The organism is Rhodopirellula sp. J20-39, assembly GCF_057365095.1.
In genome coordinates, this window is the sequence record NZ_CP195123.1 from 907277 (window position 1) to 931056 (window position 23780).

The window sequence follows — 23780 nt, forward strand, 5'->3', positions numbered from 1 at the left end:
TCATTGTGACGCTACGCCGGCGGTCTTCCTTCGTCTTGAATGTCGTTTCCGTAGCGACGTTCTCGTGATTCGCGATCGCCACGTCGCGTGATCCAGCCAAAAAGGATGACTGCGACGATTCCGGCGATGACGCCGATCGCAGCAACCCGACCGATGAGGTTCACGCCGATTGGATCAGCAGATCGTGGACTGAGGTCTTCGATCACCCCGGCGACGATCAGCGGGGCGAATTGCTTTCCGCCATGAGCCGACATCAGGTCCGACTCGTAGCTCCAGAGACGATAGAAGAAACCCTCTACCTGAACCATAATGGTTTTGGTTTCCACGAGAGAGTCGTCATGGACGTCACGCAGGAAGTCGGGCAATGTCGCGGCGACAATGGTCACCGGGTACCGGTTTTCCATTACGATCGGCTCTCCATCGGGGACTTCAAGCTTCAATTGAACGTTTCCTAAATCGCCAATCGCGTCGATTTGGTAATAGAAGTTTCCACCGATCTGCTTACGACGTTCTTCGGACTCGACCGCAACTTGGGTCGCTCGAACGGTTTCAACGCGTAGTCGGATCCATTGTCCGGTGAACTCGCCGGGTGATTTCAACAGGTCAACCGGTGACGCCTCAATCACACTCCCCCGCAGTCGTTCAACCTCAATCGATTCCCGGTTCATCGTGACTCGTCGAGCGGCACCAATGGCTGGGAAGAATACCGGTGAGTCGCTGGACGATAACGGTTGACGGTCCAGTCGTGTGATCTCCGGTAATCGGCTCAAGTCGACTCCCGACGCGGATAGGAAGTCGCCGGCTGGGGACATTGGACGAGCGGGTGACCAGTGCAACCGTCCAGCGGCTCGAACGTCGATTTGAGGGTAGTTGCCAATCAATACACCGGAGCCGGTCAGGCGGTCGCCCGCGTCGAGTTCGACGGGAAGCGATTCAAAAGCGACGATTGTGAAGGTTCCATCCTCTCGTTGCAGTTTCGCTAGTTGAATGTCCTGCAGTTCAAGCATTTCATTGAGTTCGCTTGGGACTGGCTGAGACAGCAGTTCGACAATGGTTCCGTCGATCTCGATTGCCTCGCCAATCTGGATCTCTGTATCTGCGTTCGATCCGACTTGTGAATGAGCGTCATTCTGGCGTTGCAATAAAATGCCTTCGCTCAACCGGTTGAGGCGATAGATCAACTTAGCTAGCGACGCGTTGTCCCAATTCAGTTGGTTGAGACTTGAAACTTCGGCCGGTTCGGCGTCCTTCGACCAAGTGATCGATCTCAAACTGGATTGATCGAATCCTGGCAATAGGTCCACCATGGATTCGCCATAGGAGTTTGCGGGCAAGCAGCACACTAAGGCGATCAGTCCGGCTTCCAAGGTCACCGAGCGTTTGGATCGACGCTGACGCAACTGGCGATTGAGCGTTGTCGTTCGCCACATCACCCAGGCCGAAAAAATACCTCCCATGCCGATCGCTGCTAGCATAAGCCAAACCAGCGATGGCTGTGCTTCCGCCGCCGCATTGGAGGAATGCTGGACAGAACCCTGCGATACCGAAATAGCGAGGTTTCCATTGGATTGGATGGATTCGACATGCCCGACGACCACGGGAGTTAGTTCCGGTCCAGCCGCAGATTGATAAGACAGACGCTTTAAGAATTCACCATGAATCGTGGCTGTCGGCAATGGAGACTTGACTTCCCAGGTAGGTGTTTCGTCTTGCGTTACGTTTTCACTGGATGAAACGTTGGGTGACTCCTTGGATGGTAATATTAGGCCCTGCATTTCGGCAGGCAGCGTTGCGACAGCGACCAACCACGGCCGCGCGCTGGCATCCTTAGGCATTAACCAGAGATTCCAGTAGTGGTCGATGTCGAACGAATTCGAACTGGCGGTTACACGCTGGATCCGCACAACGTCACCCTGAACAATCATGCTGCGGCCGCGGTAGACGTTGGGTTGTTGAAGCAGCGGCAAGACGCCAGCGACCCGACCTTTTGAATTGATGGACCGAAGTAAATGGAACCGGCTTCCGGTTGAATGATGCATCGCAAGAGTGGCGGTAAGACCTGGTGCATCGGCGGAACGCCAAACCGTTCCGTCTTTGGACTCCATGATCAAGTGTGAGCGGCAAGCCATGGCCAAATAGACAGCGTCCCATTGTGTGTCGGCCTGTGGGGGATCATCGGAATCCGAGGTCGGCGTTGGCAAACTCACCTCTTCGGATTCTCCTGAGAGCCAATTTGCCAGGAAGTCGATCGCTTGTTGGGTGGTCCACTGTGATACCTGCTTATCGGCTGCGGCTTGGCGTTCTGGATCGAAGGGAGGTGTCGGTACGGCTTGGCTTATTGATGGATCCGCATTTGGTGATCGCAAGTCTACCGTTTGGGCACCCATCAAGGGGGATCGCTCTGGTACCACCGACTGTGCTTGCGCCGGAAAGAACACTTCGTAGACGACTGGTTTTGCGGCTTGCCGCATCAGAACGAGGACCAACGCGAGGACAACACCCAGTCGCACCACACGCCGCCAAGATTGATCCGGCGGTACCATTGTCGCGCCAGTTCCGCCTTTACCGTTGCGACGATAAAGCGGGTCGCGATGAAGTTGAGTGGGGATTCGCATGGGATTACCCGTAAAAGGTTGCTACGAGATCAAACTGACCTTAACCTAGAGCTTCGCCACAAAATGCTAAAGGTTTAGTTGGTTAAATTGTGGCCTTTTTTGGATCGTCATTCCCTTCGAAGCTCAACATGTCGCGATTGAACTTTTTACAGGTTGCTCCGCCACTTTGCCAACTTGCGAGCGAATTGCGGCAGATTAGTTGGTTGCGGCACTGTTTGGTTACCGTGGCGGTGCTTTCGTCTTTGATGACGGATACCCGCGTCTTTGCCCAGGGTGAGCCGGCGGCTGAGTTCATCAAGCAATTGCGAGCCGCAGAGTATTTCGATTTGGCAATTGTTTACCTTGATCGGGTTGATCAGTACCCCGGGGTCGATTCGGACTTCGTTACTTCGGTGCCGCTGGAAAAGGCGACAACCTACATCGATGCGGCCGTAGTCGCTCGGACCGCTACCGAGCGAGATGGGAAATTTGAATCAGCCGAAAAACAGTTGCAGGCGTTCTTAAAGAATCACGCTAACCATGGCCGCGCTAGTGAAGCCCGTGCACAGTTGGGCAAACTGAGAATGTTTCGCGCGTCGCAATTTTTGATTGGCGATGTCGACGAATCGAAAAAGAAAAAGGCTCGCGAGCTTTACCTATCGGCTGCGGCAACCTTCGACGAGATCATTGAAATTCTTCGAGGGAAGTTGGAGTCGATGAAAGGTGCTCGCATCGATGCGAAAAAGAATCCTGAAAAAGCCGCTCAACGCGATCAATATCGGTTCGAGTTTTTGATGGCGAAACACAACGCTGGTGAAGCTCGTCTGATGTATGCGGAGACCTTCGACAATCCCGCTAAGCAAGCCACCAAGCAACTCGAAGAAGCACTCGCGATCTACACCGATCTGAGTGACAAGTACGAGGCTTATGTACAAGGTGCGACGGCATTTTATTCGCGTGGCCGAGTGGAAAACATGCTCGGCAAGCGAGATCAGGCCCTCGACAGCTTTACACAGATGCTGGAACAGTCTGAGGTCGATGAGTTGCGAGAAGCTAAGGTGGGAGCCACGGTCGGTATGATCCGTCTGCATCTAACCGCCAAGAAGCCGGACGTGAATGCGGCCGTCAAAGCAGGCGAAGATATGCTGAAGACGTTACGGCCCGCCGAAGTTCGCATGCAGGTAGCACAGGAGCTTCGCGTCGAACTCGCACGGGCGTTGATTGCAAAAAGCAAAGATAAGTCGATTAAGAAAAACGACGCCACAAAAGCAGAGTTGTCGGCCCGAAAACATTTGATCGATGCAAGCAAGATTCCGGGAATCCACACCGACCAAGTAAATGACTTGCTTAGTGACTTAGGTGTGGATGCCAACGCGGCTGAAGAGATCGCCGAGATCCCCACAGCCGAAGATCCAACGAACTTCGATGAGGCATTCTCGTCATCGCGGCAACTGGTGCAAACCGTTCAGACGATGACGGAGCAACTGGAAGAATTGAAGAAGCAGAGCGGTAAGGAAGAAGAGGTGAAAGCCGTCGAAGAATCTGTCGCTCAGGCTCGCCAGACCGGTGTGGTAATTCTGCGTCGTGGAATTGCGATGATACGTTCGGATACCGACACCGCTCAAACAAACGAAGCCCGCCAGTTTCTGGCGTTCCTGTTACTGCAAGAGCAGCAGTTTCGAGATGCCTACGTGGTGGGGAAAGTGCTAGCTCGTTTTGCACCGGGGACCGACGTTGGCCTGCGTGGCGGATTGATCGCTTTAAGTTCTGCGCAGCAGATCATTGCCGGCGGTGAAGCTGATAATGATTTCTGGGTTTCTGAACTGAAGAGTTTAGGTGCCTATTTGGTAAAGACCTGGCCAGACGATCCCAAGGCAGCATCGGCTCAAGGCATCATGATTGTCATGGTGATGGAAAAAGGGGATTTGAAGCAAGCCGAGACGTTGGTTAACGAGATGCCCGAAGGAGCCGACCGAGCGAAGTACCAGCGTTTGCTCGGCCAGCTTTATTGGAATGAGTCGCTGAAGTTGCGCAGCGAGAAGCGGGACCAAGAGGCGGATGCCGTGCTGCCACTCGCTGCGAAGCAACTGACCCTAGGCCTCAAAGGAATTTCGGGTGGCTTGGTCGGCGAAGAAGCCATGCGTGCAGCTCTCGTGCTGGCCAAAATCAACCTGCGACAAGATAAGCCGGACGACGCTGTCAAGGTTCTCGACAACAAGAACTACGGAGCAATCACGCTCGCCAAGAAACTGAAAAACGAGTCGGATGACTTCGCCTTTGATTTGTATCGCACCGAACTGCAGGCGGTCGTTGGGCAGATGACGTCAGCAAGCGGTAACAACGAACAATTGCTGAAACGAGCTTCTTCCACGATTGATCAACTTCGGGCCACCGCAAAAGATGAAGCGGGCAAGAAAAAATTGATTAGCACGTTTCGTTTACTGGCATCGGATATTCGTAGCCAAATTGAAAGTGTGCCGCCGGATCGCAAAGTCAAATTGATCGATGCATTCAACGTGTTCTTGGCACGCATATCCGAAATCAGTGACGATAGTGCCACGCTTCAGTGGGTGGGACAAACGCTGATGGGAATGGCGGAAACGGCGATCCCACCGGGCCAATCGAAAGCCAGCGGGCAAGCCGCTTCATTGCTTGATACCGCAGTGAAGACGTTTGAAGAGCTAAAAGAAAAGCCGGATTCGCCTAACACGATTCGATTTTTGTTGGGGCGAGCAGAGCGTTTGCGTGGGAACTATTCCAATTCGCTGAAAGAGTTGCGAGTGATTCTGAAAGAGAAACCCACCATGATCGATGCTCAAGAGGAAGCGGCACTTGCTTACGAACAGTGGGCTGCCACCTTGCCAGCTAAATACGCACCCAGTGCCTACCGTTCGGCGTTGTCGGGTGGGAAAGAGCAGATCGTTTGGGGATGGGGCAAGATCAGTCAGGCGTCGCAGCGAAATCCTGCTTTCAGAGAACGCTTTTTTAACGCTCGTTACCACGTTGCACTCTGTCGATTCTTGCAAGGCAAGACGTCCCAAAGTGAGCCCGTGATCAAGCAAGCGATCAAGGACATCACGTCGCTGGTTGTACTGTACCCCGACATGGGCGGACCTGAACAACGAGCCAAGTTTGATGCCCTGCTCAAGGAAGTGCAAAAAGCTGCTGGCGAACCAGTGACTGGTTTGTCTCCCCTGCCTGCGGCCGACGCAGTGGGCGACGCTGCTTGAACCTTTTGCCTACAGATCCCTTTTCAACCTTTGAAGTTTACCGATTCATGACTGCTACTCGCACTTTGATCGCTGCGGCGATTTGCCTTGCCGTTTCACTGGTTTCCGGCACGGCTTCGGCTCAAACGGACCGTCTCTATCCCACAGACGGTGAAGTGGTGATTGGGAAGATCAAGACGATCAGCAAGGAAGGCGTCATCATTTCAGCGGGCGGAAAGGATCAAACCTTTTCGGCTGGCGATATCCAGCGTGTGCTTTTTCAAGGCGACCCACCTGAGTTGACCCGCGGTCGCGATTTCATTTTGGATGGCCAGTACGACCAGGCTTTCGATCAGCTCAAACAGCTCGATCTGGAAAAGATCAGCCGTGACGACATCCGTAGCGATGCGCAGTTCTATCTGGCGTTATCGCAAGGCGAGATGGCCCTTGCGGGACAAGGTGATTTGGCAAAGGCAACCCAGGCTGCGTTGGGGTTCGTTAAGCAGAATTCCCAGTCATGGCACTTTTACGACACGACCCGTTTGCTGGGGGATCTCGCCAAAGCGATGGGCAACTATGAGAAAGCCGCGCAGTTTTATGGCTACATGCGTGGTGCACCTTCGGTGGATATGAAGGTCGAATCGGTTTACCAGGGGGGGCTTGTGAAACTCGCTCAAGGCGACTTAGCTGGTGCGAAGGAAGATTTAGCGAAAGTGGCTGGGATGAATCCAACCACGGTGGAATCCAAACGCCTTCAAACCCTTTCAAAAGCTTCGCTTGCCGTGGTTGCCGCCAAGGAAGGGAAAGCCAAAGAAGCGATTGAGATGGCTAATGAGCTAATCGCAACGCTGAATCCAGTCGACACCGCTACCGCTGCCCGCATCTACAACGCTTTAGGGGCCAGCTATGCCGCCGCAGGAAAAGAGGAAGATGCCATCTTGGCTTACCTCCACACTCAACTCATGTACTCAATGCAGGCCGACACCCACGTAGAGGCATTGAAAGAACTGGCCCAACTCTGGACCAAAGTCGGCAAACCCGACCGAGCCGCCGAAGCCCGAGGCGAACTCCAAAAACGCTACCCCGGACTGAGCGGTTAGATCTTCAGAATGTCATCGCAGCTCGACTTGCGGGAAGTGAACCTAGTTCAAAATCCCGTCAGCGATAAATCTGTAATAGAATCCGCTTCAGTGTCCACTGGGCACGGATTTAAGCCTGAGTACTTGTCGGCATTGCGGTGAGTTCGGTTAGCTCAGTGAGTCGTCGATCATTCATTGTCTGGAACCTTGATCAAGGTTGGGAAGGTATCGTGAGCCTGATGACCCCCGATGGTGTGATCGTGTTGAAGGTGCCAAACTAAAACCGGCAGAATAGAATCTTGCTTGGGCGAAAGTAGAGCGGAATTGGCTATGGTGGATCACGATAGTTCGTCACCCGGAAGAACCTTGAATCGCTTGGCAAGCGAAAGGGGATGTCGGTTGCCTGGACAATGAATCGAAAACAAAGCACCTCTCGGTGACAACATGCACGCGGTACGAAAGCTTGGCTGACAACAGGACATCAATTAGCAGGCTGGGGCCAATGGTTTCAGGCTATCGATTCGAGCGGCAGCATCTTGATGTTGCCAATCGCTTGCCGGGCATATCCGCATTCATGCGGATTCGCAATGGTGACGCCTTTCTTGAGGCGACCATCCGAAGTCACATCGAATACTTCGACGAGATAGTTGCGGTGCACAATCAATGCACCGATGATTCGGTCGGCATACTTGAGCGTCTACAAGAGGAGTTTGGGGACGAGCGATTGCGTGTGATTCATTATGTCGATCGCGTGTTCCCACCCGGCAGCACTGGGCATATCGAGACGCCTGGAGACTCGCCCAACAGCCTCGTGAATTACTACAACTTTTCTCTGGCGGCGACCCGCTACCAAGTGGCAACCAAACTGGATGACGATCATCTTGCGATTGGGCGAACAACCAAAGAGGTGACGGATTCGATTCGAAGTTTGGGGGACGCGTTCCAGGAAATGCACTGCTTTTCAGGATTAAACCTTGTTCTAAACGAACAAGGTGAGCTGTCGTCTCCGCTTGACGATCCGGTCTCAGGTGGCGGTGACATTGGTTTCTTCCCGGTAAGCGAAGAAACCTATTTCACGCACGATCGACGATTTGAGAGATTCCAACGAGGCAATCTTTCGCGACGCTACGTCGGATTTTTGTATTGGCATTTGAAGTACTTGAAACCCGATCACGGCTTCGGGAACTACGAACTCGATCAGAATCCAAACAGCCGATACGCCAAGCGGCTTAAAACAGTTGCCTCGAATCGAGCATCCGCTGATCGCGTAGTCGATTTGCATCGAGCGGTTTCACCATCCGCTTGGCAGCGTTTCAAGGCGACACTGTCGTCGAAGGATCGTCTTCGAAATGCACGGGATCGATCGATTCTTTCTAGCTTTGCCGACGTGTCGTTGACCGAGGCGGTAAAGTCAACATCGGACTGGAATCTGATCACCGGCTAAGCCTGGTTGGACAAGTTCACAACGGAGTTGCGCCTTTTCGATTGCTGCGAGATTGATTCCAATGGCCAGCGATTGCATTTTGCAAACAGCGAAAGAGGGACCTAGCTGGATGTTGCAAATGTCCGTGGGTCACGCTGAAGCGAGTTCGGGCTGATTAAATTCGTTTCCAACTGGATGGGATGATATCGGAGTCATCAATTTGAGGATCGTTAAACCATTTGTTTGGCGCGATCGTCAGATTGGATTGGTCTCCTGCCAGCCAAGCGCCCCACCAGCTGAATGACGAATTGGCGATGATATGCGACTTTGCATGAGCCATCAGCCACATGTCTCGCAGGCCTGTTTCGGGAGAACCCGCTCGGTTGAGTTCATCATTAACGTAAACGGTTGGACGGGAAGAGCGGATGTTTTGTTTGGCCCACTGAATATCATCGGAGAACATGAACACTGTTGCATCAGCGGGAAGCATTTCAATCGCTGATTCGAAGTAGTCTGTTGTGCAACTCCAGAAACGTTCACGTGCGTTGGAATTGCTGACGTAGTCACCACGCCGAACGTGCAATGACGCCGACGATGTACCACTTATTCTCGCAGCCATATCACGGGCTGGTTGATCGGGCGGAATTGGTGGAGTCATCTCGCACCGGATCTGGTCAGAGTACGCGAGGAAATACTTCTCGGAGAAAAAGTAGCCGCGGATCCTTGCCGGCGGAGCAGTATCGAAAAACGAAGGATCGAACCGTTTGGAAGTTTCTTGGTAGGTCGGTACAGGTTGGACGTTGCCGGATACTTTGTCGTACAGGCGACGGAACAAGTTGGGTCGAATATACGGTGTCGCGTGAATCGGAAATGAATTCAATTCGTAGGCCCGGTGCCGTTTGCTGGAATAGAAGCTCAAGTCAAGTTGAAGCGAGCAATCGTGATGAATCGCCAGTGCACGTGCGGCGGCGTATTGCAGCATTTGGTTGCCAAGACCTCCGATGATCGAAACCGTGAAAGCAAGGTCTTTAGAATCGGAAGAATTTGGCGACAGGTCTCCTGCTGGAACATCTGAATTATTCTTGACGTCAGATTCGCCAGCATCAAATGTGGATCGAGGTGATGTGCTCATCATGCAGCACGTCGGATGCCGTAAGGTGTTCGGGTGGATTTGTTGCGAATGGTTTCCTTGCGAATCGTCATGTTCCGTTGCAGATCCTCGTCATTCATGTAGCCGCGTGGGTGATCCACGTGCAAGCAAATGGCCTTAAAACGAATCTGTTTTCCACGAACGCCGAGGTTGTTCAGACGCAACCCAATTTCACGGTCCAGGCCTCCGTAACGCATGCGTTCGTCATAGCCATTGACCGCCTCTATGTCGGATTTCCAACCGGATACATTGCAACCGTTCCAGGTGGGGCGTGTCGTGGTGAGACGATTTAGGACCGAGGTAAGAAATCGGCTTGGCAAAAGCCGTAGACATTTTGCTGTCCAGGGAAGACCATGTTTTCGAAGCCAGTTTAAACGAAACGCGTCGCCGGATCGCACGTTCTCTTCCGTGAAAACGTCTTTGAACGTTTCTGGCAAGTTGTTGTAGGTTCCCGAAAGGAACCGATTTGGGGCAGCTTCGCGCAAATGAACATCCAGGAAATCTGGTCTTGGAATGCAGTCGCCATCGGTGAACAAGAGGTAGTCGCTATTGGCTTGTTCAATGGCACGATTCAGTATCTCACATTTGCGAAAACCATCGTTTTCATGCCAGACGTGGTGGACCTTGACGCTAGCGATCTGTCGGAAGCGTTCGATCACTTCAGCTGTTCGCTGGTCCGATCCGTCGTCTGCAACCAGAATCTCAAAATCGTCCCGCGTTTGCATCTGATAGCCGACCAGCACCAGCCAGAGTTCCTCTGGGGCGTTGTAGGTGGTGATAATGACGCTAATTTTCGGGTCGGAAAGTCTTGCCATGCTATCTTGGTCCGCAGTGCATTCTGGCGAGTGGAAGAATCAACTGTTCGTAGCGAAAAACAGTCCTTGAGGGCAAGACCGACCAGCGATCTATTGACCATCGAAGGGTCAGCTGTGCCGAGGCAATTTGTCCAGTGTCTTTCGCCAATGCTATAGACGATGTCACCTGACTTCGGCGAACCGAACCCTAACGCAATCTTGTTGTGTTGGCTGAACATGACAATCGGGCAAAGTGTTCTAGCACCGCGTCTTGAAATCTCGTGAGGCCGAACACAGCAATAACCGTGAAGCGTTCATTGCATCCGAGCATCCGAGCTTGAAACTTTGGGTGATGGCTCCGAGTGATCCTGGGACCAAAAGATCACACTGACGATCGAATGTCTGTTTAGCGATTTCGCAGCGATTCACCAACGACCACTCCTTCCCGCCAGCCTTTAAGTCGTTCCAGTTTGCACTGCATGGCCAAACGCTTGTCGCGATTGCGACAGGAAATAGCCAGTCGAAATTGAATCCACAATCGGCGCAAACGACTGCCGATCGATCGAATTCGAATCATTTTTCGGCCCTGTTTCATCGCTAGGTACCCAACCGCACGACCGTTTTGTCGTGACCGTGCAACCAACCACTTTGGTCCGCATTTGCTTTCGGGGATGTAGTGTTCGGCAATCGCACCTTCGACGTATTTCGGCTGGAGTCCAGCGGCCACCAGTCGTCGCTGGATATCGACCTCGTCTCCCAAACTGCAAAGACGCCCGCCCGGACCGATGAGCTCGTCAAACAAGCCAATTTTTCGTATGTCGCTGCAATAGGCCGCCCAATTGAAGCCCATAAAGTAGTTGACTTTCGAACACTCCGATGACGGCTTTAGGTCCATTCCAGTGGCCGATAACGGAAGATGTTGACGTAACCATTCGCAAGGTGGTTTCTCATATTTGGCCGTGGTTGGTCCACCAAAAAAGTAACCTTTGGGGTGATGCAAAGACGCATCGGCGTATTGAAGAACCCAGTCTTCTGAACACTCGATATCGTCGTCGGCGAATAGAACTAAGCAATCATCGGGCATCGAATCTATTGCTAGATTTAGTGCGCGGCACTTCCCGGGTGTCGATGTATAGAAGTACCGAACAGGAAGTTCCTTCGAAAACGACATCACCAATGACTGTGAGCATTGTTTGGGCCCGTTCTCCGCAACCACCAGTTCTGAGATCTTTTCGGATCCACGGCAATGCTTGATGCTGTTCAGGGTTTGTTCTAACCCTGGCGATTCTCCGGATGTAACGACGATAATTCGCAGGTCGGTCATGAAATCGGCTCTGCTTTTGCGAATCGAATGATGTCTCGAAGCGATTTGAATGTTTTGGGACGACAGTATTTCTCGAAATGGATGTAGGTGAAGTTTTTGGCGGTTTGGGTGCGTTCGGAATCCCGCGATTCTGACAATGCGTGATCGACCGCTAGGTCGAGGGTCATTTCGTCGGAAGCGTCAAAAGTAAATCCGAGACCGGAATAAAATGCAGGGCCACCGACGACAGTGGGAACACCTCGAAAGGATGCTTCCAGGCCAGCTTGGGACGTCAAGGTAATTGCTACGGCCGCCTGATCAATCAGGTCGTAGGTGTCCAACCGGTTGTCATGGTCGACGATCACGCCAGGGGCGTTCAATAAATCTCCTATGGACGACTGTTCGTTCAACTTCCGATAGGTCAAATAGTCATAGGGGCGATTGCATACAGGGTCGCTACCATTGCTTTCTTTGGGATGCAGCTTGATGACGACATCCATGTTGCGTTTACGTCCTTGTTCTAGGACAGCGGAAATGAACTTCTCTGGCGAATGCCAATGTCCAAGACCGAACAGAACCGCGGAATCTGTGTAAACCTGGCCAAGAAAAAGCAAGTATGGGCGTCCCGATTTTCCGTAGGTTGCTGAAGGAGATTCGTGTTCTGAACGTTTCAGTTTTCTTGTGTTGGCCGTTAACTGTGTGATATAGCTCTCTACGACCACGGGGTCGAGATGTTCCCGCCAGCGCCAGTAGTAATTCTTGGATAGGTTAAAATTGGTTGTGATGCCGGATAATGAATCCCAGAGGAAGCGATCTTGAAAAGCTGTGTTCTCGATGGCCAGCAAGGGAACATTTCGTTCGATGGATACCTGACGAATCAACGCGCTTTCAAAGCGATATCCTTGGGCAACCAACGCCATTCGCGGTGAATATGTTGTAAACAGCTGACGTGTCTGTTCTAGGCCCAGTTCCACGCGGGACAACTGGTTCAACATTGCCTCGGAAACCGCTTTTGAGCCCGACGACAGGTCCGATAGTTGGCACTGTGCTTGGACGCAGCACAGATAGCGTTCAAAATCGCGCATCTCAGAGACCGGTCGTTCACTCGCTTGTGTCTCACGCGTCGAATGTGATCGGTCGTTCGAGATTTTTGGCAGGCGAACGGGCACGAGTCCTGAGCTTGCTAGCTTCCTCTTCCAGCCGCCAATGCCAACGCCCTTGACCTCATTGGTTGTCGCAATGCGCGGCATGAAACGTTTGGTCGTCGCGAAAAGTCGCCTGCGCAGGGAAGTGGCTTTTCCGCCATTTACGATCATGGCTTGTTTGGGTCGTTTAGCGAAAACTTTTCGTTCAGCCATTCGCTGAAACGTCGCATGGAAACCGATGGTCTTTCAAATCGATCGCTTAGGTTCAGCTGTTGTCCGACTCGCTCAGCGACTCGTTCCAACAAGAGATCAAGATCCCAAGTCTGGTGTTCGGTAAGGATGTATCGTTCCTGGCCGACCATGTGCGCAAATCCATCTTGCTTGATATAGGAATAATGGTTTCCCGCCATTCCGACAAAAGGCGTGTTTGATGTCCCGGCAAACACGATGAAGTGATACCGGCCTCCGATGGCGAGTTGACAGGATGCAATCAATTTCTTGAGCTTCTTGTCATGCCATTCCCTCGTGTCAGGAACGATGACGCGAGGCTTCAGGTCATTGTCGATTGAATCACGGATCATCCACAGCGACGTTAGGTCAGAAGGAGAGTGTGATGCGAGAACCACGTTGACGCCGTATTGTCGCATGACGGCTTCGCAGACCTTTGCCATGTAGGCACGCTTTTCGGGCGTGTCTGATGTGTAGTCCGTTACATTGACGGCAAAGCAGTTCCCGTTTTGCAAGAAGGCTTCGACGTCGCTAGGAAGTTGAACCTCTTCGTGGGGGAGAGTGTAGGCATCGTCAAATGTTTCAATCAGCTCTTTTGGTTTCGCGTTGATCAGTTCCATGTAGCGACGCGAGTAGTGAGCGTCTCGGACTGTCAAACAGTCGACCGCTTCAACGACATACTTTGCCATTCGGTCGTGATCGGGGTACAGTGCGAGAGGACCAATGGTTTGTCCACTCAGGAAGATCGGTGTGCCTCGTTGACTGAATGCTTTCACCATGTTGTGCATCCGACGGACACTTGCACCCTTTCTGTCGCGGGTGTTGATCGTTCCGCCACCAGTGACCAACAAAGCGTTGCACGATTGAACAACAGCCCGGATCTCTTTGATCTGTTTGCGTCGTTTGATCAGTTTCCCTGCAATGCGAGGGTCAAGCATTCCTCGTTCTGCGCAAGCGAGTTCCAGGTGGGCGGAGGGAAAGCAGTTCTCAATCGGATGAGAGTGATAGCGAGACATGTAATCTCGGTTCCAGCCAAACAAAAACACCTGCTTTCGTTCTAAGCCGACCACATTCAACACGTAATCGAGGTCTTCGGTGAGCATGGCTTCGTCACCAATGTCTTTGGCGCCAAAGCTGCCGGTGATGGCCAATCGAAAGTTGTGTTTCAACATAATTAGGCTGTTTTGCTTTCTTTGTCTCGCTTGTAATTGATCTTTAGGCAACGACGCTCCACTTTCTCAATGCTCTTGTCAACGCGTCTCAAGACCGCTTTCAAGGATTTCGCGAGGAAGGCCAGCAGGCGTAGCCGTCCCCAATTGAATGCCGAGATGTGCGTGGTTTCAGGAGCAGTCCGCTTTTCGATGAGATAATGAGAGTTTGGCTCTCGTTCGGTGGAACTCCAAACGGTCGCGCCGTGCTTTTTCTCGCCAACGGGAAAGCCATGTTCGTCAACGCTGGTGGGATGCCCCAAACAGACGATGCCTTGGATCTTGCATGTGCTGGGGATGTCATAGCTTGAGAGAACCTCTCGCCAGTGCTTTTTTGATAAAAGGCGAGTGTTGCTCATCGGTTCAGACGCAGAGACCCAGCAGTTTGCGATTCCCTCCGCTGTCGCCATCAGGCAAATATTTTGAATCGACGCTGCGGCATTTTGAATTTCAAGCGATTCCCAAATGTGATATTCACCTCGCCCTCGAAAATCGTTTGCTGCGGCGTCGGCGAACACGATGATCAAGGCAGTCGAATTGCCAATGATCCCCGCTGGGTTTCGGTCTTTCGCGGCAACGCGATACGGCCACACCCATCGTTGCCGGCCGATCTCTTGGATCTCGTCTTGGTCTTGGATGACGATGAAGCGTTGGTTTTGCCAATTCGATCCACTGGGAGCATAGACACCTGCTGTGATCAATCGGTCCAGGCAATCGCTTGCGATCGGTGTGTCAGCAAAACGTCGAGTCGACCGGCGTTTGCGAATCACTTCCCCGACAAGTTCAGCACGCTCGGTGAGGATACCGGAGTCAGCGGCACCAGCAGGTTTTGATGCAGCCCGGTTGATCTTCTTGCTGGGATGCGCATTCTCAATTGAGACACTCACGATCTATCCTCCTTGTGGTGCGATCTTATTTTCGATTCATGATGAAACTGTTTCGCCAAACACCTTCTCGCTGATACTCCGTCGCCGTGAAATCTTCGAGGCGATCGATCCATTCATAAAATGCCCGTTGTTCGCCACGGCGAGGGTTCCCGCGAAACGCAAACCAGTCGTCAAAGATGACTACGGTGCCGTCCTGCAAGAGCGGTGTGACGAAATCGAGTGCCGGAACCGCTGATTCATAAAGGTCTCCGTCAACCCAAACGACGCTCGCGGCAGTGATCTTGTGTTGGTCTCTTGTTTCGGGACTGCATGTTTGGTCGAACCAACCCGGGACGGTCACAACGCGATCTAGGTCGACGCCTTTGCGTTCAATGCGATTCAAGAATTGACTTTCCTCAAACCGGTACTGACCGGGCCGAAAGTCTTTCGTGTCTTTATCTACACCGCTGAGTTCAGGGAGTCCCTCGAACGAATCGAACGCGAAGAATCGCATCTTGTTGAGAATGGCGGTTCTCTCAGCGGCTTGGTCCGATGTGGAGTTGTCGCCACCTGCGTCCGCGATTCGGCTCTTGAACGCTTCGTTGAGTGCCTGAAACGAAGCCATGAATGAGTTGCCCTGATACACCCCGAACTCGATGTAGTCGCCTTCAATCATTTCGCATGCGACGAACCTTGCGACATTCTGAATCAGACTGGGCGGTCGTTTCGCGCGGCGACGTTTTTTGGAAAGGCGTTTCAGAAACTGCATGATCATTTCTAGCGTTCTTAGTGTGGTAGTCTGGGCGATATAACAGGACCAGTCTGAGGGGGTCAATGTCAGTTCGCTGCACATCCGTTACGCTTTAGATCGATTGGGGGGCATTTCGAGTAGCGTTTCAGAATCCCGTTGCTGTAGGATTGAAAACGTCGGGAGAGACGGCGTCGCTCGTTTATCGGATGAGGCATGATGAACCGCTTGAGTTACTTGACATTTCAGAGCTGGGACGTGCTGATGAAAGAAGCTGACGGTGTTGGGCATCGTGGAGTAATTGCGTGATCGTTGCGACGCGTACCTACGGCCAATTGGGAAATCAGTTGCGGCTTTACGCTCACTTGATGGCTGCGGCAATGGAGTATGACGTGACGTTGTACTTCCCTCATTTGCGGGAGTATGCACGCTACTTTCCGAGCGTTCGTCATGACATCTGGTGCCGTTACCCGCAGCGGGCTGGGTTGATGGCCAGCAAGTTGGGTGTCACATCGTCAGAGTCAAAGTTCGAGACGTTTCAACGCTGGATACTTTGCAAACAGGTTTATTTGGCCGGGCGAACGTTGAGTCACCTGAGATGCACTCGGTTCCCGGCCTATGTGATCCGCGTGGTCGACGGTGAGTCCTGCGACTTACACACAAACGAGATTCGCAAACGCGCCCAGTCGAAACGCCCTTTGTTATTGGCGGGCTGGAACTTTCGCAGCGATGAATTGCTGGAGAAACATTCCGCGGCCGTCCGGGAGCATTTTCGCGTGCTGCCGGTTCATGAGCAAAACGTGCAAGCGACCGTTGAACCGCTACGACGTCCCGGCGTGAAGATTGTCGGTGTTCACATTCGCCACGGCGACTACAAGACTTGGAAGGGCGGTATGCACTTTTTCTCAACCGAGCAGTACGTCCAGATCATGAAGCGGATTGCCAAAGAGAACGCTGGTTTTGAAACGGCGTTTCTGGTCTGTGGTAACGCGGATCTAAAACAAGCTGACTTCGAGGGGCTTTCAGTCCACTTTTCCACCGGGCACTTGATCGAAGACATGTATAGTCTTGCGGAAACCGACATGATCGTTGGACCGCCAAGCACGTTCTCTGGGTGGGCCTCGTTCATGGGCCGCGTCCCGCTATTGCGAATGGTGCGGGTGGACGGTCGCGAAGAGTTCATCGATTGCGAATTGCTTCAGTCAATCGTCGCAACGTTTTAGGATCCTGGCAGCGGACTTGATTGCGAAGGGCTGGTTATCTGCACCCACTCTAGACCAGTTCAACGCTCGCCCGAAGGTGAGCAGGCAGATGGTTTGCATTCATAACCTGCCGGATTCGTCAGAGTTCGATGCCCGTCAATCGACGCGATCCGCTACATCGATCCAAGCGACGTTTTAGGCAGCCTTTTGACTACTGTTTAGGATACTAGCCGCAGCGGCTTCTTTTGAACGAAACACGGTGTTGATGCTATCTTGGTAGACGACTTCGTAGCCTTCGGCCAGGATCGTTTGGCGAACACGGGCGGCCGGCTCAGCGAGTTTGGGGTTGTCTTTGAACCGTGGGTGTACGTCACAAAGCTCGACGATCAACATCTTTGGACGCCAGTGAGCTAGATCGAACCCAGCGAACACTTTTTCTTCAAAGCCTTCCACATCGACCACTAGCAGGTCGAAGTTCGGAGAAATCTGAAGCCCATGCAGCAGGCTGTTCAAGGGGCGTATCGTCACGCGATGTCGATCAGAGTTGTCGCCAACGGCACCTTCCTTCCAGTCGAGGTCGTCGTATTGCTGGAGAGTTTCTTCGCAAAGTGAAGTCAGGCTGCCGATCTGTGTGTAGTGGGCATGATCATCACTTTCGCCCGCCGCCACATTGATAACGTCGACGTCATTGAAGCGATGGCGACCACGACAACGCATCGCAAAATACGGCGAAGCTTCGACATAAATGCCTTTCCAGCCATTGTCTGCTAGCCATGATGTGTTTGAAAAACGTTCGCCGTCGTATGCTCCCACTTCGACGAAAGAACGCTGCTTCGCCTGATCACGAGTGTCATGCAGGTCATAACCAAGGTGTTCACGAACGAGGTCGGCTAGTTCGTTCACTTGGCAAGTTGATGATGGCGGACGCCCGGTCAATCTTCCGATCGCACTGCATCGCAAGCCGTTAAGGAGTGCTCCGGCGTAGCGTGCCTTTTCGTAAAGGTTCGTTGACAGCGAAGTGGAGCTTGCCAAATCCTCAGACTTCATGAACAGCACGTCTCCGTGGCGGCGTGGCGACATGACCGCTTCGAACCCATGACTCATCAGGTATTCATTGAGTTCATCAAATTGAACGCCGGATTCGTAATAGGGAACGGTGGATACTTCACAGATGACAGCGCGTGCATTTCGCAGCACTTCTTGAGCGCCCTTAAGCACCAGGAGTTCAGCGCCTTGAACATCGACCACTAGGACGTCCCAACCTGACGAAGCGGATTCACTCTCTTGCTGTTCCAGTCGGCGTGCCAGCGTGTCGAGAGTTGCTGTGATAGCGGTCTCCGTTTCACCAGTCTCTTGGACGGTTGGCCATCGATCTTTGAGTTGTTCGGTGGAACGAAAAATCGAATTCGATGCACCTTTGTTTGAGTAGAGGTTCAGTTCGATTTGTTGGTCGTCCTGGTCGGTCAGCAGAGCATGATCGGCTCGGTGAGTTGCTGGACCTTGGTGCTCTGCGAGTACGCGTTGGAGTCCCTGGAACGTTGCCGAGGCTCCTTCGATCCACCAAATGCGTTGGTAACCTAAGGCTTCGTATTGATGACGCTCTTGGCCGTAGTGTGCCCCGACGTGAATCAATGAATTTGGTGCCCAATCGGCTGGGCGAAGTTTTTCCAGTAGCTCAACAGGATCAGCTTTTCGTCGCAAAAAACGCTTGGTTTTACCGATCATTGAAAGTGCCTGCTTGGGTCTGCTAACTGGGTGGTATGGGTCGGTTTGATCAAACTAGGTGTTTGAAGTACCCCATCCCTTTGGCTTGATGCAAGATCAGTTGGCGACCTTTGGCTGAGAATCGTTCTTAAGAAATGGGCCGCTCGGCGAAGCGTTTAGGATCGAAGTACTGATGCCAGCTGAACGCCAAGTCAGTGTTGGGGCTCGCCTAGAAAAGCGTTGCAACGAACTATCGGGAGGTTTTCAGCTGGGCGACAAAGTTGGTTGTCCGGAACTGCTCTAACGACTCTTTGTACCGCCGGATTTCAATCAGACTCCCTGATGGAGTGATTCGGTGCAGCGACATCTTCCGGTCTGTGAAAAAGCCCCAGAAATCGCGGAAGAAGGTCCGCGTGTCGATGTTGCAGCCGCCCATTTCAAACATCACGACTTTGATTGCATTCTTGTTGAACATGTCGACGGCGCCATTGAGTGCGTCCAGTTCGTGTCCTTCAATGTCAATTTTCAAGAGATCAATCTCTTGGACGTTGTTCTCTTCACAATAAGCATCAATAGTCGTGACGGAAACTTCTTCCGACTGATCGAATTGGATGTTCCGATGGGTCAGTTCACGCTTGGTTAGCGAAGCCATGCCGGACCCGCATTTGTCGTAGTACAAAACTCGGGTCTCTTTGCTTCTTCCGACAGCCAAGTTGTTGAGTTTGATGCGTGGGTCGAGTGGGCGATTTGCAAGCGATTGGTAAGTCCGGGCCCCGGGTTCAAAGCAGTGGATCTGTAGATTTCTCTTGGCCAAATGGTGCAAAGATAGGTCCAGAAACTGTCCGTGATTTGCGCCAACATCGAAAACGCAAATTGGGGCGTCTGGTACCCGTGGCAGTAGCCGAAACACTGCGGCTTCTCCACTGGATGAGACGCCAGCGCCAGCGCCGATCCCCATCAATCTTTGTGACACGATTGCGGTGCGATTCAGGCACGCTTGGGTTAGAGAGCCGCCGGTTAGCCAGTGCAGGATCGAACGCGGGACTCGCCGAAGTCGGCGTGCAGCGGACTGATCGATTGCATAGGAGTGTTGGATCGGTTCGAGATGCTGGTGGGAGATGGGGTCGGTGTTAATGTTGTTCTGCAGGTTTGGTGCGTGCTGTTGAGGCAACGTTGAAACGAGTGGGATATTCACGCTGAACTCTATGGGTGGAATCTGACAGTGACGCTGTTCTTACGCCAGTAAAACGCGTCGAAATGGCTGTTTTTTACTCCGACGATCTAGCCGATATTCGGTATGCACGTTGACGCGTAAATCGCATGGTACGCCAGCGATAAGAAGTAATGTTCTTCGTTCGGGATGTAGCAGAGGTCCCGGTGGAAGGTTCGAGATTGGATGATCTCTTCAGCAAGGTAGGGAGGGTAGTACGACAAACCTTTCCAGCATGCGTTTTTGGCTGGTCCAGTGCCGTAGACGTCGCATGGGATTTCTCGGCTATTGGTGACAAATAGATCGTCGACCAAATGCAAGTCAGCGACATCAATCAACAGATCGATGTCTTCCCCTTCAGGCCATTCGGGTACATTTTCGAACCAACGCAAGACGACATAATTGACGTTGCGGTCGTTCAGTGCTTGGAACAATCCCTGACGACCGAGTGAAGGATCCGCAAACCGTCGGACACCTTTTCTACGTTTTGAAGGCCAGACGTTTCGTGCGAGTCTTTTGAGACTGAGGCGACGACTCAGCTTACGTGCTTGATGTACAGTTGAGCTGAGTAAATCGTCAACCTTCCGACGCGAAGCTGAGTGTTTCATTGAATCGTACTTCTTACTGACAAAAAAATTGCTAAGCAACCTTTGGATTTAGTCAGTAGACGATCGGCAGCACAAGGTTAACTTCCGCTTTCGTCATTGGTCGGCGGCGATGCAGGCGATTTTCAAAATCGCAGAATACGCCGGAAGGGGCGTGTGCAATTTGCTAGCATTATCAAAATCTAAACTCGAGAACTACGATTCTTCTCATGTGCGTCGATCTAGATCAATTGCACTCTCTTTTGAATGCGAAGCTTTTGGGTGTGAGCGGCTCGCTTTTACCCGTTTTCTTTCCTTGTTCCCTAAATGGGAATGCTTGGTTAGGAAGACGAATCGTTTAAGCCTCTTTACGCGGCTCGGTGCACAACTTTTTTCCCAACGTGGTCTAGGTCGCTCTGGTCGACTACGACCAAATTCGTGCTTGCTTCATGAAGATCCACGCCATCGGTGGCAGTTTCGTTGAGGGGTTTTGCGTTCCATCCGATCCAGATGGCTGAGAGTAGCATCATTGCGTAAGCGAATACTTCGATGCTCTCTTCGGCGATGACCCAATCTGCACGTTCAAATAGTTCGGCCAGAATGAAACTGCTAGCAAACGGAATGGCTGGCCAGATGAAGGAAGGGCTTAGCCACAATTTGCGGTCCTGTGGGAACTTCAGCCATCCGTACGCGGCTCGGGAGAAGTAGATCAAGCCGGCTACTAGGATAGCGGCGTGTTTCCATAGTCGTGGCAGAACAAAACTGATGGAACTGTTGGCTTCTAAGCTGGAACTGTTGGCGGCTACGTTTGTTTCGAGGGTGGGAATCTCCCTGGCGGCACCGGCAAGGGCGACGCATGCCAAGCCGATGGCGATGCTTCGCCAGCTAGAGGCTTCCGTTCGGAAAAACGCGACGATCGCGGCCATCGCGGTGACCACCAGGAGCATGAGCTGGGTCATTTCCAAGGCACCGTTCTCGCCCGTAAGCCAACGGGCCGAGCTAGAGCTGGTTGCGAGATGCTGAACGCCCCATAGCCCTCCACAGCACAATGCCATCAGTGCCAGCGAATCGCGGATGACATGGGGGTACGGCCACCACGTTCGAGTCGTTGGTGGTGAAGCGGACGAGGTGTTGTTGCTCGTGTGCATCTCTTTACGCCTAATGATTGCGTTTTGAGGCCCTGGAATGATCTTGGTGAGCTGTGTTGCACCTTGAATCAGCCGATCCGCTAGCTGTAAGACAGCGTGTTCGGTTCGAGAATCGGGGCCGCCGTAGATGGGGATTTTTCGGGCTAGTCGCGAGGCCATGTCGCGTAGCAGGAAAATGGAAACCTGTTGGCTGGTGTTCCACATTTGCACGATGAAGGCGGCGGATCCGAAGGTGGGGATCAGGCCAACGCACAACGCGTGACCGTGAGGCACTTTCGGGGCTCGGTGCGTTAACATGCTGGCCAGGGTGACGGCCGTTCGCATCGCAGGTAGCAGGAATAGAGGCAGAATCGCGTACCACACGCTTCCGCCGGTTAATGCCACGGCGACACCGCCGATCTTGAGCGGGGCCATGACTGGGTAGAGCAACTTGATAGCCAAGTGCATGCCGAAACCCCGCGAATAGACCGCCATTTGCGGGCCGCTGAAGTTTTGCGTTAGGTCAGCGGCCTGTTCATCGGTTATCCATTTACGGGACTGCCAGCGAGCGACGGTTTTGCCAAACATTCGCTGCCCCCAGGCGGCCTGGTAGCGTCCTCGCGTGATCAAAGCCAACGCTTGGCGGTTTTGCCGATAACGTCGTCGTGAGTCCACACAGTAACGGTGCACACGAACGGGCGTGACTCGGCCAAGCACGCGTTGCGTTAGAAAGCCAACTTGGGACTGGGGCGTGCTGTTTCGGCCGCAGCGTTCCTGTTGCAGCCAGTGACGAACTTTCTTGCTTCGGTAGCGTTTGAAAAAGACCGTTCGGCAGCGTGAATCGGTCAGGAACCGTTGAGCCCGACGCCGATGTTCTTGGCACCCGATCCAAGCCTGAAGCCACCGACCGAGAGTCGATGGATGGCAGAGACCGGCGATCCAAAGTGTGGCAAATAGCAACGTGGCAAATAGCCGATGGCTCGATTGAAGCTGGTTTTGGGTATGTGAGTCGATCGAGCCCTGGCAGGCCCAGCGATCAATGCAAGCAAATCGATAGTCGCGCCATCGTTGTGCCGAAAGCAGGGTCCAAGGCTTGCGAAACGGAGCAAGCTCGGTCGTTTTCCACTTGCGATCGTGTTCCAGGAGTACCGCAACGTCGCGTCGAAGGCTGGCCGCTTGCTCGGCTTCCCCGATTTCATCGAGCTGACTGGCGGTTAGATCCGAGGCGACTTGCAATTCTCGGGGATCGAGATCATCAAACGGAAACAGCGATCCGCGTGACCAGCTTTGCCACAAATATCGCCACAGCAAAATGGCTGGTATCCCGGACTCAAGATCGATGATGGTGAATCGATTCGACTCTCGCGGCGGTGCGATCTCTTCGCTTGTCGGCTGGAAGACTTGCAATTTCGGAGAGGTGGGAATCAGCAAATTGGCCGTCGAAACCATGGCTCCCGGTGAAACCTGCCACCCTGATCCAACCAGCCCCATTTCAATCAGTTGCGACTCGACCTGTTTCATTTGGCCAACTAAGTCGGCCATTTCGTCGGTATTCGACGATCCACTCGCGTTGATGGAGGCTGGGATGGGCCCGCGTCCAGCGACGAATTCAGCGGCCAGAACCCACGCATTGCGGGGGCGGTCGTAGCGAACGTATGCCGGTAGCGCGACATCAACGCGGCTTGGTTGCCCCAGACTGGTCGCCCGGGCATCGAGCATGCCGGCGGCCACTCGCCGCCGGTAAAAGCTGGCCAGGATGGCGTTTCGGTTGGTTTGATAGGCAAACGGGGCGGCAAAGGCGATCCGGTAGATCAGCCGGGTTAGCAGCCCAGGAGCGAAGACTTTTTCGACATATCGTTGTCGGCGTCCGTCCGCCCATGAAGCTTCCACCAGTTCCGCGGTGGCCGCTCTTCCATTGCCAAGAGTTCGAATCAATCGGACGTGTTCAGGCGGCGCGAATGAGTTCTCGCTCGCTGAGCCATGCTGGCACATCGTTGAATCGGCTTCGGTCGGATTTTTAGAATCCGAGTGGGAAGCTAGCGATTGGTTAGCGGTGCGATTCAACGAAAGGGTCCATCCCATCGATAATGAAGAAAGCGAATAGGTTTGTGTAAAGAGTTGTCGTACAAGAGGTCAATTGCAAACCACCGCTGGGAAACTGCCGACGGCAAGGTTTGGGCTGTCAATTTCCAAAACTAGCTCGTCG

At 52.9% G+C, this 23780-nt stretch carries 16 protein-coding genes; 4 read left to right on the plus strand and 12 right to left on the minus strand.

What is annotated here, in order from left to right:
• Positions 1–11 precede the first annotated feature (11 nt).
• Complete coding sequence (locus tag ACR3ZL_RS03055) at positions 12–2615, minus strand: hypothetical protein (protein WP_473649353.1); 2604 nt, start codon at positions 2613–2615, stop codon at positions 12–14.
• Positions 2616–2743: 128 nt separating this feature from the next.
• Here ACR3ZL_RS03055 and ACR3ZL_RS03060 point away from each other — a divergent pair, with 128 nt between their 5' ends.
• From ACR3ZL_RS03060 to ACR3ZL_RS03070, 3 genes are all read left to right on the plus strand, one after another.
• Complete coding sequence (locus ACR3ZL_RS03060) at positions 2744–5824, plus strand: tetratricopeptide repeat protein (RefSeq protein ID WP_473649352.1); 3081 nt, start codon at positions 2744–2746, stop codon at positions 5822–5824.
• A 47-nt stretch (positions 5825–5871) separates the two neighbouring features.
• Complete coding sequence (locus ACR3ZL_RS03065; protein WP_473649351.1) at positions 5872–6903, plus strand: tetratricopeptide repeat protein; 1032 nt, start codon at positions 5872–5874, stop codon at positions 6901–6903.
• A 415-nt stretch (positions 6904–7318) separates the two neighbouring features.
• Positions 7319–8326 (plus strand): glycosyl transferase, encoded by a 1008-nt coding sequence (locus ACR3ZL_RS03070; protein WP_486173196.1) that lies wholly within the window; start codon positions 7319–7321, stop codon positions 8324–8326.
• A gap of 154 nt (positions 8327–8480) precedes the next feature.
• Here ACR3ZL_RS03070 and ACR3ZL_RS03075 read toward each other — a convergent pair whose 3' ends face one another.
• The 7 genes from ACR3ZL_RS03075 to ACR3ZL_RS03105 all read right to left on the minus strand — a co-directional run bounded on the left by ACR3ZL_RS03075 (position 8481) and on the right by ACR3ZL_RS03105 (position 15774).
• Positions 8481–9440, minus strand: coding sequence for an alpha-1,2-fucosyltransferase (locus tag ACR3ZL_RS03075; RefSeq protein WP_473649349.1), 960 nt, complete (start codon positions 9438–9440; stop codon positions 8481–8483).
• Entirely contained in the window at positions 9437–10270 is an 834-nt protein-coding gene (locus tag ACR3ZL_RS03080; RefSeq protein WP_473649348.1) for a glycosyltransferase family 2 protein, read from the minus strand. The genes ACR3ZL_RS03075 and ACR3ZL_RS03080 overlap by 4 nt, the downstream gene beginning before the upstream one ends.
• A 385-nt stretch (positions 10271–10655) precedes the next feature.
• Positions 10656–11573 carry a glycosyltransferase family 2 protein gene (locus ACR3ZL_RS03085; protein WP_473649347.1) on the minus strand — a complete coding sequence of 306 codons (918 nt, stop codon included), beginning with the start codon at positions 11571–11573 and terminating at the stop codon, positions 10656–10658.
• A complete protein-coding gene (locus ACR3ZL_RS03090) occupies positions 11570–12637 on the minus strand; it encodes a capsular polysaccharide export protein, LipB/KpsS family (protein ID WP_473649346.1) in 1068 nt (355 codons plus the stop codon). The genes ACR3ZL_RS03085 and ACR3ZL_RS03090 overlap by 4 nt, the downstream gene beginning before the upstream one ends.
• Positions 12638–12864: 227 nt before the next feature.
• A complete protein-coding gene (locus ACR3ZL_RS03095) occupies positions 12865–14097 on the minus strand; it encodes a polysaccharide pyruvyl transferase family protein (RefSeq protein ID WP_473649345.1) in 1233 nt (410 codons plus the stop codon).
• A 2-nt stretch (positions 14098–14099) separates the two neighbouring features.
• Complete coding sequence (locus ACR3ZL_RS03100) at positions 14100–15020, minus strand: nitroreductase family protein (RefSeq protein ID WP_473649344.1); 921 nt, start codon at positions 15018–15020, stop codon at positions 14100–14102.
• A 25-nt stretch (positions 15021–15045) separates the two neighbouring features.
• Complete coding sequence (locus tag ACR3ZL_RS03105; RefSeq protein WP_486173197.1) at positions 15046–15774, minus strand: TylF/MycF/NovP-related O-methyltransferase; 729 nt, start codon at positions 15772–15774, stop codon at positions 15046–15048.
• Positions 15775–16052: 278 nt separating this feature from the next.
• Between ACR3ZL_RS03105 and ACR3ZL_RS03110 the strand changes: the two genes are divergently transcribed.
• Positions 16053–16970 (plus strand): O-fucosyltransferase family protein, encoded by a 918-nt coding sequence (locus ACR3ZL_RS03110; RefSeq protein WP_473649342.1) that lies wholly within the window; start codon positions 16053–16055, stop codon positions 16968–16970.
• Positions 16971–17144: 174 nt separating this feature from the next.
• Here ACR3ZL_RS03110 and ACR3ZL_RS03115 read toward each other — a convergent pair whose 3' ends face one another.
• The 4 genes from ACR3ZL_RS03115 to ACR3ZL_RS03130 all read right to left on the minus strand — a co-directional run bounded on the left by ACR3ZL_RS03115 (position 17145) and on the right by ACR3ZL_RS03130 (position 23638).
• Positions 17145–18674, minus strand: coding sequence for an FkbM family methyltransferase (locus tag ACR3ZL_RS03115; RefSeq protein WP_473649341.1), 1530 nt, complete (start codon positions 18672–18674; stop codon positions 17145–17147).
• 229 nt (positions 18675–18903) lie between these two features.
• Positions 18904–19848: an FkbM family methyltransferase gene (locus tag ACR3ZL_RS03120; protein WP_486173198.1), complete on the minus strand. Its 945-nt coding sequence runs from the start codon at positions 19846–19848 to the stop codon at positions 18904–18906.
• 86 nt (positions 19849–19934) lie between these two features.
• Entirely contained in the window at positions 19935–20297 is a 363-nt protein-coding gene (locus tag ACR3ZL_RS03125; RefSeq protein ID WP_473649339.1) for a hypothetical protein, read from the minus strand.
• A 518-nt stretch (positions 20298–20815) separates the two neighbouring features.
• Positions 20816–23638, minus strand: coding sequence for a hypothetical protein (locus tag ACR3ZL_RS03130; RefSeq protein ID WP_473649338.1), 2823 nt, complete (start codon positions 23636–23638; stop codon positions 20816–20818).
• Positions 23639–23780: the final 142 nt, after the last annotated feature.

Coding starts and splice junctions, on each gene's coding strand:
- ACR3ZL_RS03055 (WP_473649353.1), bottom strand. CDS start 2,615: ATGCGAATCCCCACTCAACTTCATCGCGACCCGCTTTATCGTCGCAAC.
- ACR3ZL_RS03060 (WP_473649352.1), top strand. CDS start 2,744: ATGTCGCGATTGAACTTTTTACAGGTTGCTCCGCCACTTTGCCAACTT.
- ACR3ZL_RS03065 (WP_473649351.1), top strand. CDS start 5,872: ATGACTGCTACTCGCACTTTGATCGCTGCGGCGATTTGCCTTGCCGTT.
- ACR3ZL_RS03075 (WP_473649349.1), bottom strand. CDS start 9,440: ATGATGAGCACATCACCTCGATCCACATTTGATGCTGGCGAATCTGAC.
- ACR3ZL_RS03080 (WP_473649348.1), bottom strand. CDS start 10,270: ATGGCAAGACTTTCCGACCCGAAAATTAGCGTCATTATCACCACCTAC.
- ACR3ZL_RS03085 (WP_473649347.1), bottom strand. CDS start 11,573: ATGACCGACCTGCGAATTATCGTCGTTACATCCGGAGAATCGCCAGGG.
- ACR3ZL_RS03090 (WP_473649346.1), bottom strand. CDS start 12,637: ATGCGCGATTTTGAACGCTATCTGTGCTGCGTCCAAGCACAGTGCCAA.
- ACR3ZL_RS03095 (WP_473649345.1), bottom strand. CDS start 14,097: ATGTTGAAACACAACTTTCGATTGGCCATCACCGGCAGCTTTGGCGCC.
- ACR3ZL_RS03105 (WP_486173197.1), bottom strand. CDS start 15,774: ATGATCATGCAGTTTCTGAAACGCCTTTCCAAAAAACGTCGCCGCGCG.
- ACR3ZL_RS03115 (WP_473649341.1), bottom strand. CDS start 18,674: ATGATCGGTAAAACCAAGCGTTTTTTGCGACGAAAAGCTGATCCTGTT.